The following is a 15,884-nucleotide window of genomic DNA, read 5'->3' on the forward strand; positions in this document are numbered from 1 at the left end:
AGCCACTTTCGAAAGGGCACCGGCACCATGCTGTCGTTTCCTGGCGGACATCAGCCGCGGTACAACGATTTTTCCATCCGAGCTATTTCCGACGAAACATTGCGAGAGGGCGGCGAGCGCGCGCCGTACGGCGCCGACGATTCTCGCAAGCTGCGGCTCATCGAGGCGATCACGAACGCCGGTGTGACCGACATCGACGTGGGGTCCGGAATCACCGAGGCCGCTTTCGTGCGGAACGTGCTCGACGCGAAGTACTTGATGGGCAGAATTCCGGAGCGGACCGAATTCTCCTTCAACCTGACGCTGAAGACCTGGGAACCGCTGTGCGAGCAGCTGGCGCGGAACATTCCGCGCGAATACCTCAAGGAGATGTACGTCAGCATCGGCATGATCGAGATCGACAGCGAGAACAAGCTGTTCGAACGGGTCGCCGAGCGGCTGCGCTCCATCGGCGTCGGACGGCTGCGCTCCAGCCTGCTCAACGCCTTCTCCGGCACCGTTGACGAGGACAAGTACGCGCACCTCAACGCCCAGATCGAGCGGTGCAGGCAGCAGGGGATCTCGCTGATCCGGATCAACGACTCCGTCGGCACCCTGCTGCCGGACGCGACCGCGATCCTGGCGGCGAACCTGGTCCACGACAACCCGGACATCACCTTCTACCTGCACGGGCACAACGACCGCGGCATCGGTACCGCCAACTCGCTGATCTCGGTCTTCCACGGCTTCCAGATGATCGAGGGCGGTGTCGCCGGCGTCGGCAACCGCGCCGGTCTCGCCGAGCTGGAGTCGATCGCGACCGTCTTCGCCGAGCGCGGCATCGGCGTCGAGGCCGCGCCGCTGGACGTGGACAAGCTCTCCGCCGCCGCGCGGTTGTCCGAGGAGGTGTTCCTGGCCGCACCGGACCCGTACCGGGCGGTGAGCGGTTTCCTGGTGGAGAACGAGAACGCCGGGATCGTGAACGTGCCGGACTACCTCGGCGTGTCCCGGCCGGTGGACTACTTCCTCAACCGGATCGGCCTGTTCCCCGTCTACATCAGGCAGATCCTCGCCGAGGCGGGCGCCGATCCGGGGATGCTCAAGGACGACGAGCTGATCCAGCAGGTCTACGAGCGGCTGGCCGAGCACATGGACGGGCTGTACGAGCGCAAGCGCGCCGAGTACGACCGGATCTCGGCCGACGTCAAGGCGTTCTACGCGGACATGGTGCGGCTGCAGGACGTGCAGACGACCGCGCTGGAGGTCATCCGCGAACGCGCCGACGCCGAAGTGGCCACCGCGGTCGGCGCCTGAGCCACCTGAGGACCGGATCTACCTGATGAACGAAAGTTATGCGTCCCGGCTGACGGCCGCCGGTGTGGTGGCCGTCAGCATCGGGAACTTCCTCGTCGCCTTCGACGCGTCGTCGGTGAACGTGGCGTTGCCCAGCATCACCGGCTCCTTGCAGGCGTCGGCGGCCGAACAGCAGTGGTTCCTGGACGGTTACACCATCCCGCTGTGCGTCTTCCTGCTCACCGCAGGGGTGGCCGGTGACCGCTTCGGCGTGGCCCGCGTGTACCGGGTGTCCACGGCCGTGTTCGCCTTCGCCTCCCTGCTGTGCGCGCTGCCGCAGTCGGGCTGGCAGCTCGTCGCCGCACGCGTGCTCCAGGGCGCCAGCGCGAGCTTCATGCTCCCGATGACGCTGTCCATCATCACCAAGGGCATCGCCGACCTGACTCGGCGCGCCCGCACCATCGGCGGGTGGGGCGTGGTCGGCGGCGTCGCCATCGCCTCCGCACCGCTGGCCGGTGGCCTGATCACGCAGTTCGTGGGCTGGCGGTGGCTCTTCCTGGTCAACGTGCCGGTGTGCGTGTTCGCGCTGGTGCTGATCCGCGGCTTCCGCGACCCGGTCGCCGCCCCGGGGCGGCGTTTCACCGTGCTCCCGCAACTGCTGTTCTGCCTCACCCTGACCTGCCTGGCCGGGGCGTTGATCGAGGGCGGGCACACGTCGTTCACCGCGCCGCTGGTGGCGATCGCGCTGCTCGGTTTCGCGGTTGCCCTGGCCGCCCTGGTGCTGACCCAGCTGAAGGCCGACACGCCGCTGGTGCCGCGCGCGCTGTTCACGCACCGCCCGTACCTGCTGGTGATCCTCTCGGGAGGCATGTACCAGATCGGCTCGTACGGGTCGCTGCTGGTGCTGGCCCTGTTCCTGCAACAGCGCCACGGGCTGACCGCGGAGCAGGCGGGTTACGCCGCACTGCCCTGCTGCGTGGCGTGGTTGTGCGGGAACCTGCTGGCGAGCCGGGTCACGCCCGCGATCCGGCGGCGGGTGATCCTCGCCAGCGCGCTGATCGGCTTCGTCGGCGGTGCGGCGGTAGCCGGGCTGTCGCTGAGCGGATCGCTGCCGGTGACGCTCGCCGCGACCACGCTGATCGGACTGCCGTCCGGCCTGCTGGCCTCGCTGCTCAGCGCGGAAGCGATGCACCTGTGCCCGCCGGAGATCTCCGGGGCGGCGTCCGGGCTGCTCAACACCAGCAGGCAGGTGGGCATGACGGTCGCCATCGCCGTGCTCGGCGGTCTCGGCTTCGCCTACCAGCTGCTCGTGCCGATGTCGATCATCGCGGCCGCGTTCCTGCTGGTCGGCGTCAGCTGCGCATCCGCGTTCGCACTGCGCGCGGACCGGGGGCGCCCCGAGGAGCGGCAACCGGTCGCGCTCGCCGACGAACCCTCGACCTGATTCCCGGGAACCCGATTCCGACAACGCACCGGCGACCACTCGCGCCCTAACGGGCGCGGTGGTTCGTCGGCTCCACTCCGCACGGCAACGACGGGAAAACCCCGCCGCACGAGGAGAACGCGCGCTCCGACACGCCACTGTGGACGGTCCGGGGCCGGTCCTCGGAGTTCGGTGGGTCGGAATCGGGCCCGGGACGGGGACGCCGCCGCGGGAGCGGCTGCCGCCGGTAGATCGCGGAAACTCAGGCGACCCCGTCCACGACGAGGATGACCTTGCCCTTGGCCCGGCCACGGGCGAGGTAGCTCAGCGCGTCGGCGGCCTCGCGGATCGGCAACATCCGGTCGAGCAGGAGGTGGGTGCCGCCGTCGATCTTGCTCGCGACCAATTCGAGACGGTCGGCGTTCGAGGTGTGGAACACGAATTCGGCGCGCAGGCCGCGGTCCGCCGCCCGCTCGCCGTCCGGTGGAACCGGAGTCGCCACGAGCAGCCCGCCGGGCTTGAGGACCTCCAGCGACCGCGGCTCGTTCGCACCTCCCACCGTGTCGAGCACCACGTCCACCTCGGACACCGCCTTCGTGAAATCAGTGCTCGTGTAGTCCACGACCTGGTGGGCGCCGAGCTGCCGCGCGATATCCAGCCCCTTCCCCGACGCCGTGGCGATGACGTGGGCGCCGAGGTCACGCGCGAACTGGATCGCGAAGCTCCCGACGCCACCGGCCGCGCCGTGGATCAGGACGCACTGGTCCGGCCGCACGTCGGCGACTTCGACGAGGGCCTGCCAGGCCGTGCCGGCAGCGGTTCCGATCCCGCTGGCAAGGGGCAGGAGGAGCGACGACGGTGCTGTGACGAGCTGTGCAGCGGGCACGACGGCGAACTCGGCCGCCGCCCCACCACGCGTCGGGTCGAGCCGGGCGATCACCTGATCGCCCACCTGCCACCCGGTGACGTCCGCACCGATCTCGGTGATGGTTCCGGACAGGTCGGTACCCAGGACGTAGGGGAACTCGACCGGGAAGAACCCCTGGAAGCCGCCCGAGGCGATCTTGAGGTCGAGAGGGTTGAGGGCGACCCCGGCGATGCGCACCAGGACCTCGCCCGGACCGGTCGTCGGAGTGCCGACCTCCGCCACGACCGCTTGCTGGCCGTAGCCGGTGATCTGAACTGCCTTCACGCTCTGCTCCCTTCCGGTGCGCGCCGACCAGGACGCGCAGTGGACGCCGGCCGCGAGCGGGTCGTGGGGACCTCGACCAGCGCATGGCCACGGCCTTGACGTCGGCCGGCGCGCCGCCGTGAGCGGTGTCGATCTCCGCCAGCCGGGCGGGAGGAGTCGACGCCGGGTGGACCGGCCATCACGCGGCCTCGCCAGGTGCGGGAACCACCTGGCCGCCGCCGAGCGGGTCGGACGCGTTGAGCGCGTCGACGACCTGGTCGTAGTCGCCGCGCGCCTCGCCGTAGCGCAGGAATTTCACGCGCTCGACCTGGATCTCCGCCGCATCGGGCTGCGACTCCAGCAAGGCGACGACCTCCGCCACGAACTGCTCCAGCGGCATCGCGAACTCGCTGTGCTCCTGTCCGGGCAGCAGCGAGGTGCGGACGGCCGGCGGCTCCAGCTCGACGATCTTCACGGTCGTGTCGGCGAGCTGCAGCCGGATCGACTCGCTGAGCATGTGGATCGCGGCCTTCGACGCGTTGTAGCTCGGCGTGATCTTCAGCGGCGCGAACGCCAGGCCCGAGGAGACGGTGACGATCGTGGCGTCCGGCTGCTCCCGCAGGTGCTCGATGAACGCGGCGATCAGGCGGATCGGGCCGAGCACGTTCGTCGTCACCACCGCCTCGGCCGAGGCGAGGAAGGACTCGGGCCGGTGCCAGTCCTCGATGCGCATGATGCCGGCCATCGTGACGAGGACGTTGAGGTCCGGGTGCTTCGCCAGCACCTCTTGCGCGGCGGAGTCGATGCTCGCGGCATCCGTCGTGTCGATCCGCACGGTGTCGATGCCAGGGTGCTCCGCGGCGATCCGGTCGAGGAGCTCGGTGCGCCGGCCGCCGACGATGACGGTGTTGCCCCGGGCGTGCAGCTCCAGGGCGAGCGCGAGACCGATCCCGCTCGTGGAGCCGGGGATGAAGATGGTGTTTCCGGAGATGTTCATGCTTCGAGCCTGGCCGGTCGGCCGCGGCAGGTGCAGAGACCGGTCATCGGGGGATCCGCGGTCCCTGGTTCGCGCTCGGCCGGTGCGGATACTGGGATCGTGGACCGTGCAGCACTGGCGGCCTTCCTGCGCCGCCGTCGGGAGACGTTGCAGCCCGAGGACGTCGGGCTCGCCACGGGTGCGCGTCGCCGGGCCCGCGGCCTGCGGCGCGAGGAGGTCGCGGCGCTGGCCGCGATGTCGACCGACTACTACACCCGGCTCGAACAGCGGCGCGGCCCGCAGCCCAGCGAGCAGACGCTCGCGTCGCTCGCCCGGGCGCTGCGGTTGACGGACAGCGAGCGCGACTACCTGTTCCAGGTGGCGGGGCGCAACGCCCCGTCCCCGGTGTGGACCGCGACGCATGTCGCTCCCGCGCTGCTGCGCGTGTTGGACCGCCTTGCGGACACCCCGGCGCTCATCCTGTCCAACCTCGGCGAGACGCTCGTGCAGAACCGGATGGCCGAAGCCCTCTTCGGCGACAAGTCCAGCTGCACGGGACTCGCTCGCAGTGAGGTCTACCGGTGGTTCACAGATCCCTCCGAGCGGCTGCGCTACCCCGAGGACGACCGCGACCGGCAGAGCCGCGCCCAGGTCGCGAACCTGCGCGCCGCCTACGGAGCGATGGGCTCGCGGTCCCGGGCCGGCGAGATCGTGCGAGCGCTCCAGGAGGAGAGCGCCGAGTTCGCCGAGCTGTGGGAACGGCACGATGTCGCCAAGCGCTTCCAGGACCACAAGATCCTCATCCATCCCCAACTCGGCGCGATCGAGCTCGACTGCCAGGTGCTGTTCACCGAGGACCAGTCCCAGGCCCTGCTCGTGCTCACCGCTGCCCCGCGCACCGAGGACCACGAGAAGTTGCGACTGCTCGGCGTGCTGGGCAACGAACGCTTCTCCACCGACGCGCGCCCCGGCTAGCCGACGCGTCCACCGGCTTCGACACCAGCAGCACGCGCCGCTGACGGCCCGAACCGTTCCCCGGACACCTTCGCGGAGTTACGATGTATAACATAAGCGTTGGTTGATAACGGCGGAAAGTCTTCGTCGCACCTGTCGAAAGGATCACGTCATGGCCGCAGCACCGGGTTCGCTCCACACCGTCCTGGGGGCCGGCCCCGCGGGCACCTCCGTCGCCGTGGAGCTCGCGCGCCGCGGGCACGCGGTCCGGCTGGTCGACCGCGCCGGTTCCGGGGAGCCGCTGGACGGCATCGAGCGCGCCAGCGGGGATGTCGGCACGGTGGAAGGGGCGCTCGCCGCGATCGAGGGCGCGGACGTCGTCTACCACTGCGTCAACGTCGCCTACCACTTGCAGGTCGACGTCATGCCCGGCATCCAGGAGGCGGTTCTGGGCGCGGTGGCGCGCACCGGTGCGCGCCTGGTCGTGCTGGACACGCTGTACCCGTACGGCGAGACGCACGGCGAGGTCATGACGGAGGACACCCCGTGGCGGGCGACCACGGCCAAGGGCAAGATGCGTGCCGCGCTGGACGAGAACTACCTCACCGCGCACCGGGAGGGCCGCGCGAAGGTCGCGCTGGGCCGCTCGGCGGACTTCGTCGGGCCCCGGGTGCTGAACTCCACGCTGGGCGGGGCCGTCTTCCCGGCTGCGCTCACGGGCGGCGAGGTCCTGGCGCTCGGCGACATCGACCTCAAGCACAGCTACACCAGCATCCTCGACGTGGCCCGGGGTCTGGCCGTGCTCGGCGAGAACCCCTCAGGAGACGGCCGGGTCTGGCACCTGCCCACCGCCCCCGCCCGCACGACGCGCGAGATCTTCACCGTGCTGGGCAACCTGGTCGGCCACCCGCTCCAGACCGTCGCGATGGACGAGCCGCACGCCTTCGGGCCGTTCGACGAGACGTTCATGAACTCCTACGCCGAGCTGTTCTACCAGCACACCGAGCCGCAGATCATGGACTCCACCGCTTTCCAGCGGGAGTTCGGTGTCGAGCCCACCCCGATCGAGACCACGCTGAAGGAGACCCTGGAGTGGTACCGGGGCTTTCTCGCCTCCCAGGCGAAGGGCTGATCCGGCAGGTCGCAGGCGTTCGGCAACCCTCTCCCGGCAAGGACCCGGGGGAGGGCTTTGCCCTATCACACCAGCGATACGGTGACGCATACGATACGAGCTGAACGACGCGGTCCGGCGCGACCGGCGACAGGAGGCGGGGATGGCAGTCCGCGTGAACAGTCCGCGTGCGCGGTACCGGGAACAGACCCGCTCGGAGATCAAGGAAGCGGCCGTGCGGCAGCTGGCCGACGGCGGCATCGAGGGCGTGGCGCTCCTGCGGATCGCGAAGGAGATCGGGATGTCCGGCCCGGCGCTCTACCGCTACTTCGCCAGCCGCGATGACCTGCTGGCGGAGCTGGTGCACGACGCCTACCAAGCCGCGGCCGCAGCCGTCCACGAGGTGGACATCGAAGCGGGTGGGCGGACCGCGCTCCACGCCCTGACCAGCGCCTACCGAGCGTGGGCCGTGGCACAGCCGCACCTGTACCTGCTCATCCAGGGCACCCCGGTGCCGGGCTTCACGGCGCCGGCCGAGACCGTGCTGAAGGCGCGCTCCGTCCTGGGTCCCTTCCTGACCGTCTTCACCCAGGGGCGGCCGTTGGTCTCCGTGGACCCGCTCCTCGCGCAGCTGCGGGTATGGCTGCACGAAAAGCCCGAGGTGGCGGACTGGGTCGAGCAGTGGACCGGTCAGTCCGCCGCCGCGCCCCCCGCGGCCATCGCGCTGACCGGGGCCGTGATGACCTGGCCGCAGATGCACGGCACGGTCAGCCTGGAGATCACCGGCCAGTTCACCGGCATGGGCCACGACCCCGCCACCCTGCTCAACGTCCAGATGGCACTCCTGGCCGACGCCTTCCAGCTCCCCTGACCGCCAGGGCTCCGTTCCGCCGCAGCGTGGGCAGCCCTGCCGAACGACAGCTCCGATTCGTCCCATGTGGACTCTCCCGCCGCATCGCTGGCGCCGCTCACCGCGCCCCTTCCGGGAGCAGGTTCGAAGACAGGCTCTGAGGTTCAACCCACCGCGGGCGGCGCGGCCTGCCGACGGCGGTTGCGGTCGGCGGCGTCGGACACCGACACTTCCCGCCATGACAGGCACCGACGTGGGTGTGCGGCTGGCCGCCGCCGTCCGAACCCGGGAATCCGCCACCGCGGACGGGACCACCACCGTGCTGGCCGAACTGGCTGCCGTCGTCCCCTACGATTGCGCGGCGCTGCTGCGCTGGGATCCGGCCGCGGGCCTGCACCGGCCGGTCGCCAACGTCGGCTACACGGCCCCCGCCATCGAGTTCATGAGCCGGTGCATGCACCGGGATCCGCTGTTCCCGCGCGCCCGACGGGCCGTCCGCCCGCTGCGGGTCCGCGACATCCCGCACGCCTCGCGCAACACGCCGTCCTTTCGTGAGGTGATCGGCCCGCTCGGGTTCGCCGACGGCATGACGACCTGCCTGTTCATCGGCCGCCACTACGTCGGGATGCTCAACCTCAGCAGCACCGACGCCCGGCACCCCGACGACACCGGCCGGGATCTGGTCACCCTGCTCGCCGGCAGCCTTGCCGAGCTGATCATCCCCCGCTGGCCGGACGGACTGGCGGATGACGGGGATTCGGTGGTGAACCTGACCGACGGCACGGTCAGCGCAACGGCGACGGCCGTGCCGGACCTCGCCGACCCCACGTCCCCGCTGCTCGCCGAACTCCGCCGACTGGGGGCGGCCGGACCGGTACCGGCCTCGCTGCTCCTGCTGCACGGCCGCACGCTGGTGCGGTGCCGGCTGGTCCGCGAAGGCGGCGCTGTGCTCGCCGCCTGCCGCCCGGTTGACCGGCCGCACGGCCTGTCCCTGCGCGAGATCGAGGTGCTGGCGGCGCTCGCCAGCGGTACCACCAACCGGGAGATCGCCGCGCAACTGGGCGTGAGTCACCGCACCGTCGCCACCCACGTCGAGCACATCCTGGCCAAACTGGACCTGACCAACCGGACCGCGGCTGCCGCGACGGCCGCCCGCTGGGGACTGCACCAGACGGGCACCGCCCCGGCCACCACCGAAGCGGATCCGTGATCCGACCGATGTGCCGGCCAGTCCGCGACTCCTATCGTGGCCTCCCCCGCAGCGTGAGGAGGCCACATGGACGTCAGGGAGTACGCCGCATTCGACGGGCTCGGCTTGGCTGAGCTGATCCGCACCGGGCAGGTCGCGGCGGCCGAGGTGCACGAGGCCGCGATGGAGGCGATCGACCGGGCGAATCCAGAGCTCAACGCCCTCGTAGGCGACCGCTTCCCGGCTCCGCTGGCGCACACGGTGGACGGTCCGTTCGGTGGTGTTCCACTTGCGCTGAAGGATCTCATCCTGCACGCGGCGGACGTGCCGATGCAGGCCGGGAGCCGACTTCTCGGCCCTGGCGTGACGCTGTCCTACGACACCGACCTGATGCGCCGCTTCCGAGCCGCCGGGTTCGCCGCGCTGGCCCGTACGGCCACTTCCGAGTTCGGATTCGCCGCCACGGCGGAGGCGCTGGTGAACGGTCCCACTCGCAACCCCTGGGACCTCACCCGCAGTCCGGGCGGGTCCAGCGGTGGGTCGGCCGCCCTGGTCGCCGCAGGCGCGGTGCCGGTAGCCCACGCCAACGACGGCGGCGGGTCCATTCGCGTCCCCGCGGCGTGCTGCGGCCTGGTCGGGCTCAAACCCAGCCGGGGCCGGACCACACCTGGCCCGGACCACGCCGACCCGCTCCTCGGCTTGGGCGTGGAATTCGTCCTGACCCGAACGGTGCGTGACTGCGCTGCCGCGTTGGACGCGGTGCACGGTGCCGAACCCGGCGATCGGTACTTGTTGCCGCCTCCCCAGCGCCCATATGCCGAGGAGGCGGTGAGCGACCCCCGGCGGCTGCGGATCGCCGTGACCACAGATCCGTTGCTCGGTGACACCACTGTGGACAGTTCCTGTCGGATCGGCGCGGAGGCGGTGGCCCGTCGGCTTGAGACGCTGGGCCACCACGTCAGCTACGCCGCGCCAGTGATCGACGCCGAGTCCTTCGGCGAGGCGAACTGCGTCGCGTGGTCCGGGTTCCTGGCCGCCGAAATATGCGACCTGGCCGCCGGTGCGGGCGTCGCGATGGATGCCCAGCACCTCGAAGCCACGACCCTGGCGTGCGTCGAGTACGGCCAGTCGCTCACGGCGATGGACGTGTTCGCCGCCCAGAACACGTTCAACGACATCACCCGTCAGGTGGCCGCGTTCTTCACCGAGTACGACGTGCTGCTCAGCCCGACCACGACTCGGCCCAACTTCGCGCTCGGCGAACTGGACGCCAACGACACGTCGCTGGACGCGCGGGGCTGGCACGACGCGCTGTTCGAGGTCGGCACCTTCACCGGCCTGTTCAACGCGACCGGGCAGCCGGCTATCAGCCTGCCGCTCCACACGTCCCCGCAGGGCTGGCCGGTCGGGGTCCAGCTGGTGGGCCGGTACGCCGATGAGGCCACGTTGCTGGCCCTCGCCGGACAGTTGGAGCGCGCCATGCCGTGGGCGGACCGACGGCCCAGCGTGCACGTGTCGCACTGAGCCGCGGCAGGACCAGCCGCACCGGGAGCGCCGGTTCGGGCGGGCCAGCGGTCCCGATACCGCCGTCACCGACCCCAAAACCGTTGCCCCCAAAGGAAATCGGGTCTGGTCTGTCCGTCCCGGTCCACCGCATCAGCCCGTTCGTCGGATCGTTCGGCGGGCACTGCACCGTGAGGCCGCTGTTCGTCGCAGGGCGTGGCGGTGGGCGCAGCAGGACCGTGGTGTTCTCGGCGGCCGTGCCGCCACGCAAGGACAGCCCTCGCATCGAATTCCTCGCCGAGAACCTCGCCATCGCCCGGGAGACCGGCGCGGCCCTGGGCGCGGTTCCCGACTGGCCGGGCGTGCTGGTCGTCGCCTCCAATCCGGTCGACCCGCTGGTCACCGAGCTGCACCGGACGACCGGCATCGACCGGCACCGCGTCCTCGGCTACACCGTGAACGACAGCGTGCGGCTGCGGTACGGCATCGCCGAAGCGCTGCACGTCCAGCCGCACCGGGTCGAGGCGTGGGTGCTCGGCGAGCACGGTGACCACTGCGTGCCCCTGTTCCACAACGTCCAGGTGGACGGCGAGCCGGTCGAGCTGAATCCCGCGCAGCGGGCATCCGCCCAGGCGTACCTGCACGAGTGGTATCCGCGCTGGGTCCGGTTGGGCGTGCCGCGCACGTCGACCTGGACCTCGGGCAACGGTATCGCCTCGATGGTGCGGGCCATCGCCACCGGCGGCGAGAACACGTGGCCGACGTCAATGGTGCTCAACGGCGAATACGGCATCACCGGCACGGCCGTCGGCGTCCCCGCGCGGCTCGACCGCGATGGGGCGTCGGTCCTGCAGTGGCAACTGCCGGCCGATGCCTGGCAGCGGATGCGTCAGGCAGCCGACTACGTCGAGGACGCCCTCGCCCGGATCAGCCCCGCATCCGGCCGCCAACGGCCCACGAGCGCCGCCGGACATTGACCGTCTACAAAGGACTGACACGATGACCCACCAGTACGGAGACTTCCAGCTGGAGATCTACAACGCCGGGACACGAGGCGTGCTCCCCCGCTACCCGGTTGACGCCGCCACCCTCGAACGGCAGGCCACCGCAGCCCTTCCGGAATGGATATTGTCGTACATCGCCGGAGGCTGCGGGAACGAACACACCCAGCGCGCCAACGTCGCGGCCTTCGAAAAGTGGGGCATCGTGCCCCGGATGTTCAACGGCAGCTACGAGCGTGACCTGTCGATCAATCTGTTCGGGTTGCGCCTTCCCTCGCCACTGTTCACCGTGCCCATCGGCATCATCGGCATCTGCTCCCAGGACTTCCACGGCGACCTGCACGTCGCCCGCGCCGCCGCGCGCACCGGCGTGCCGGTGATCCAATCCACCCTGTCCATGGATCCCGTGGAAGATCTCGGCCCAGCCCTCGGCGACACACCCGGTTTCTTCCAGCTCTACACCCCGAAGGACCGGGAGCTCGCCCTCAGTCTTGTCCAGCGCGCCGAGGCAGCAGGCTACCGAGCGATCGTGGTGACCCTCGACACCTGGGTCACCGGGTGGCGCCCCCGAGACCTCAACCGGGCGAACTTCCCGCAACTGCGCGGATACTGCCTCGCCAACTACTTCACCGACGAACACTTCCTCAAGTTGCTGGCCCGCAAACCCGAAGACGACCTCGCCGCGGCGACAGCGGAATGGGCCGACCAGTTCGGCTACTCCCTCACCTGGGACGACCTGCGCTGGATCCGGGAGGCCACGAGCCTGCCCGTGGTCGTCAAGGGAATCAACCATCCCGACGACGCGCGCAAGGCGATCGACCTCGGCGTCAACGGCATCTACTGCTCCAACCACGGCGGACGACAGGCCAACGGCGGGATCCCCGCCCTCGACATGCTGCCCGATGTCGTCCGTGCCGCCGGCGACGTCCCGGTCCTGTTCGACTCCGGAGTCCGCAGCGGCACCGACGCCGCCAAGGCCCTGGCACTCGGCGCCACCGCGGTCGGTGTCGGCCGGTCCTACGCCTACGCACTCGCCCTCGGCGGCGAAGACGGCGTCGTCCACCACTTGCGATCGATCCTCGCCGAAGCCGACCTCTTGATGGCCATCGACGGCTACCCCACCCTCGCCGACCTGCGCGCAGACGCGATCCGCCGCGTCAGCTGATCAACACGACCAGCCGCGCGCCGGGTCCGCGTACGGGGCATGCACACCCACGTGCGCGACACGACCCGCACGACAGAGCGGAGACACGCGTGGACCTAGCTCACCGGCCGAAAGGCGCTGGTCACCGGCGGAGGCGCTGCGGTGCGTTGGCGCAGCGCCCCGCAGGGGTCCTCAGCTAGCGCGTGTTTTATAAGCGGCGTGAGCCGCTTTCTCTGTCGGTGAGCGGTCTCGCAGCTCGCACCGCCGCGGGTTCTCTGATGAGCACAGTGGCGCGTCAGCGCCTCCGTGGGGGGTGGTGGTCGGGTGACGGGCGGGCCGCTGAGTGCCTGTCTTTGATCTTGGGTTAGGTGGTGAGTTGGCGGGTCATGAGGGTGATGGCGGCCCAGTTGATGATGGTTTCGGAGTGGGCGGGGAGGCGTTCGTAGTCGCGGACGGTGCGGCGGGCTTGGGTGATCCAGGACAGGGTGCGTTCGACGACCCAGCGGCGGGCCAGGACGTGGAAGCCGGTTTGTCCGGCGATTTTGCGGACGATGTGCAGGGTGATGCCCAGGGCGGCCTGGGTCCAGGTGGTCAGGCGTCCGCTGTAGTTGCCGTCGGCGAAGACCAGTTCCAGGCGTGGGTGGCGGGTGTGGAGGTAGCGCAGGAGGAGTTCGGCGCCGCGGCGGTCGGTGATGTGGGCGGCGGTCACGGACACGCCCAGCAGCAGGCCGAGGGTGTCGGTGGCGATGTGGCGTTTGCGGCCGTTGATTTTTTCCGCCGTCGAAACCGCGGGTGTGGCGGCCGACGGTTTCGGCGGCCCGCACCGACTGGGAATCGATGATCCCGGCGCTGGGGGTGCGGTGGCGGTCGGTGCGGGCGCGGACCTGCTCACGCAGCCTGTCGCGCAGGCCCAGGACGATGTTGTCGCGGCTCCAGCGGGTGAAGAACCCGTAGACGGTCTTCCAGGGCGGGAAGTCGGCGGGCAGGGCCCGCCACTTGCAGCCGTTGTCGACGAAGTAGCGGATCGCGTCCACGACATCCCGGCGGGGGTGTTTTTCCGGACGCCCTCCGCTGCAGGTGCGGCAGGCCGGGGCGGGCAGCAGGGGCTCGATCACTGCCCATTCGGCGTCGGTGGTGTCCGAGGGGTAACGGCGGGCACGGGCCGTCGAGCCGGCAGCCGGCGCGGTGGTGTACAAAGCGGATCGGGCCTTTGCTGTGTCGATCTTGATGTGCTGTCACGATCACTAGCAAAGGCCCTCTCTCATACCCGCCCCCGGGTACCCCCAAGATCAAAGACAGGCACTGAGGTTCCGCCACCGGCACCGCCACGCACAGCACTTCCGAAAACACTCCCTAGGCGACGCGGCGCATGGCGGTGACGCTGCCGATGTACTTGTACTGGGTGACCTTGACGTCCTCACCCTCGGTCGGCGCGTGCACGACGTTGCCGCCGCCGATGTAGATCCCGACGTGCCCGCCACCGTTGAAGAAGATCAGGTCGCCCGGCTTGAGATCGCTCTGCGACACGCTGGTGCCCGCGTTGATCTGCGAGTAGGTCGAGCGCGGCAGGCTGACGCCGGCCTGCTTGTAGGCCCACTGGACCAGCCCGGAGCAGTCGAAGGAGTTCGGCCCGGTCGCACCCCAGACGTACGGCGAACCCTGCTTGCCCAATGCCGCGTTGACCGCCTCGATCGCGGCGCCGGAACCGCCCAGCAGACCGGATTTCGCGCCGCTGCCCGACATCGCGGCCTTGTCGGCCTGGCTGAGCTTGGCGTACTGCTGCTTGACCTTGGCGATCTGGTCGTCCATGGCCGCCTTGCGCTGGGCCATGTCCGCCTCGATGCGCGCCGCATCGGCTTCCGCCTGCGCGGCCTGGGCACGGGCGTCCTGGGCCTGCTTGGCGGCGCTGTCCGCGCGCGAGCGCGCGTCGGAGAACGTCTGGATAGCACGATGGTTGTCCTTGGCCAGGACGTCCAATGCGGACGCGCGGTCGAGGAAATCGTCGGGCGACTTGCTGAGCATCAGCGCCGAGAGCTTGTTCATCTGCGCGCCCTCGTAGGAGGCGTGCGTCATGGAGTCGACCTGGCCGTAGGAGCGCTGCTCCTGGGAGCGCGCCTCGTCCGCGGTCCGCTGCGCCTGGTCCGCCATCGCGTTCGCGCGGTCCAGGTCGGCTTTCCTGGCGTTGTGGTCGTCCTGGGACTTCTGGTACTGCGCCGCGAGGGCCTCGGCCTGCTGGGACAGGTCGTGCAACTGCTTCTGGGCGTCCGAGGCGTTACCAGGCGGTGCCGGGTCGGCGCTGGCCGGGAAGTGCGGAACGCCCACCGCGAACGCCACGGCCGTCGCGGCGACACCTCCGCGCACTGAACGCTTCATGTGCTTCGAAAGCAAGATCGTAAGGCTCCTTCAACTTCCAAACCGCCCACCGAGTTCCATACCGACCGGGCCGGGACATCAGCGCCCGGCCCACAAACGAGTTCGCGTCAACTCGACGCACAACCCGGTTCGGCTCCCCGACAAGCCGATTCGGCGGCGACTTGCGGGCCACCGGTGCGGTGGCTGATCGCCGCGAAGCCGCCGCAAGATTACGCACTCCACCGCTGCTGGCCAAGACCGCGGTGATCCGTGGCACGGAAAAACACGCGTGGTCCACACCGCATCACTTTGCGCACACGAAATTCGGAACGATGCGGCATGAACCGAGCGCGGATTTCACATCGGGCGGAACCGAGCCGATCAGGCAGCAAGGACATAAGCACCCGCAGGCGTGCGGCACGGCCTCGGCGTGCAGGTAGGTCTGCACGACCGGCTGGTCGGCAGCCTGGCCGATCATCTGCCGACCGACCGTGATGACGAACATGAGCAGCACCTGCACCAGGCCGGACCGGAACAGCAGGAACGGATCAGAGTGGATCAACACCTGGCGCGACGCACACGATGTGCCTGCGGCGACATGGCCCTCAGCGACATCAAACGCGCCAATCGTGGGTGAAAAGACGCCTCCGTCTCCGAAGGCCGCGTCCGTCATTTGGGAAAAGAAAATCAGGCGTTCCGAAACAACAGCGACAAGATCTACAAAGGCAACCGATGAGCAACGACGAGTCCGTGGTGTCTGTCGAGGTCCTGCGCCAGGTGCTCAACCGGGCACTGGCCGGGATCGGTGGCAACGGCGCAACGAACGCTACGACAACTTCTCCGAATTCTGCCGCGCCACCTACCAAAACCACGAAGACGAGCTCGCCGACGGGGCGAGCCGCTCAGCACAGCACCAAAACCCGAACTCCGGCGCAGCC

General features: G+C 69.7%; 14 protein-coding genes and 1 pseudogene. 9 read left to right on the forward strand and 6 right to left on the reverse strand.

Annotated features, from left to right (window positions below):
• Window positions 1–99: 99 nt before the first annotated feature.
• Entirely contained in the window at window positions 100–1,293 is a 1,194-nt protein-coding gene (locus tag NV263_RS22850) for a beta/alpha barrel domain-containing protein (protein ID WP_263248664.1), read from the forward strand.
• A gap of 25 nt (window positions 1,294–1,318) precedes the next feature.
• Entirely contained in the window at window positions 1,319–2,716 is a 1,398-nt protein-coding gene (locus NV263_RS22855) for an MFS transporter (protein WP_263248665.1), read from the forward strand.
• Between the two features lie 241 nt (window positions 2,717–2,957).
• On the opposite strand, the gene NV263_RS22860 is transcribed toward NV263_RS22855, so the two are convergent.
• Window positions 2,958–3,887, reverse strand: coding sequence for an NADP-dependent oxidoreductase (locus NV263_RS22860; protein WP_263248666.1), 930 nt, complete (start codon window positions 3,885–3,887; stop codon window positions 2,958–2,960).
• Window positions 3,888–4,065: 178 nt separating this feature from the next.
• On the reverse strand, window positions 4,066–4,863 hold the full coding sequence (locus NV263_RS22865) for an SDR family oxidoreductase (RefSeq protein ID WP_263248667.1): 798 nt from the start codon (window positions 4,861–4,863) through the stop codon (window positions 4,066–4,068).
• A 99-nt stretch (window positions 4,864–4,962) separates the two neighbouring features.
• Between NV263_RS22865 and NV263_RS22870 the strand changes: the two genes are divergently transcribed.
• From NV263_RS22870 to NV263_RS22900, 7 genes are all read left to right on the forward strand, one after another.
• The gene (locus NV263_RS22870) at window positions 4,963–5,817 is read left to right on the forward strand and encodes a helix-turn-helix transcriptional regulator (protein ID WP_263248668.1); all 855 of its coding nucleotides are present in this window, start codon (window positions 4,963–4,965) and stop codon (window positions 5,815–5,817) included.
• 151 nt (window positions 5,818–5,968) lie between these two features.
• Window positions 5,969–6,928, forward strand: coding sequence for an NAD-dependent epimerase/dehydratase family protein (locus NV263_RS22875; RefSeq protein ID WP_263248669.1), 960 nt, complete (start codon window positions 5,969–5,971; stop codon window positions 6,926–6,928).
• A gap of 142 nt (window positions 6,929–7,070) precedes the next feature.
• Complete coding sequence (locus NV263_RS22880; protein ID WP_263248670.1) at window positions 7,071–7,778, forward strand: TetR/AcrR family transcriptional regulator; 708 nt, start codon at window positions 7,071–7,073, stop codon at window positions 7,776–7,778.
• 217 nt (window positions 7,779–7,995) lie between these two features.
• The gene (locus tag NV263_RS22885) at window positions 7,996–8,967 is read left to right on the forward strand and encodes a helix-turn-helix transcriptional regulator (RefSeq protein WP_263248671.1); all 972 of its coding nucleotides are present in this window, start codon (window positions 7,996–7,998) and stop codon (window positions 8,965–8,967) included.
• 66 nt (window positions 8,968–9,033) lie between these two features.
• The gene (locus NV263_RS22890; RefSeq protein ID WP_263248672.1) at window positions 9,034–10,470 is read left to right on the forward strand and encodes an amidase; all 1,437 of its coding nucleotides are present in this window, start codon (window positions 9,034–9,036) and stop codon (window positions 10,468–10,470) included.
• A gap of 236 nt (window positions 10,471–10,706) precedes the next feature.
• Window positions 10,707–11,426 carry a hypothetical protein gene (locus tag NV263_RS22895; protein ID WP_317630363.1) on the forward strand — a complete coding sequence of 240 codons (720 nt, stop codon included), beginning with the start codon at window positions 10,707–10,709 and terminating at the stop codon, window positions 11,424–11,426.
• 22 nt (window positions 11,427–11,448) lie between these two features.
• On the forward strand, window positions 11,449–12,615 hold the full coding sequence (locus NV263_RS22900; protein WP_263248673.1) for an alpha-hydroxy-acid oxidizing protein: 1,167 nt from the start codon (window positions 11,449–11,451) through the stop codon (window positions 12,613–12,615).
• A 343-nt stretch (window positions 12,616–12,958) separates the two neighbouring features.
• On the opposite strand, the gene NV263_RS22905 is transcribed toward NV263_RS22900, so the two are convergent.
• The 4 genes and pseudogenes from NV263_RS22905 to NV263_RS22915 all read right to left on the reverse strand — a co-directional run bounded on the left by NV263_RS22905 (window position 12,959) and on the right by NV263_RS22915 (window position 15,619).
• Window positions 12,959–13,633: a transposase gene (locus NV263_RS22905; protein WP_263248674.1), complete on the reverse strand. Its 675-nt coding sequence runs from the start codon at window positions 13,631–13,633 to the stop codon at window positions 12,959–12,961.
• A pseudogene (locus NV263_RS30750) lies at window positions 13,524–13,790 on the reverse strand (transposase); the annotation flags it as partial. The gene NV263_RS22905 and the pseudogene NV263_RS30750, both read right to left, overlap by 110 nt.
• 157 nt (window positions 13,791–13,947) lie before the next feature.
• Entirely contained in the window at window positions 13,948–14,967 is a 1,020-nt protein-coding gene (locus tag NV263_RS22910) for a C40 family peptidase (RefSeq protein ID WP_263248675.1), read from the reverse strand.
• 283 nt (window positions 14,968–15,250) lie between these two features.
• A complete protein-coding gene (locus tag NV263_RS22915; RefSeq protein WP_263248676.1) occupies window positions 15,251–15,619 on the reverse strand; it encodes a hypothetical protein in 369 nt (122 codons plus the stop codon).
• Window positions 15,620–15,884 lie beyond the last annotated feature (265 nt).

Source organism: Saccharopolyspora rosea (assembly GCF_025643595.1).
Taxonomy (GTDB): Bacteria; Actinomycetota; Actinomycetes; order Mycobacteriales; family Pseudonocardiaceae; genus Saccharopolyspora; species Saccharopolyspora rosea.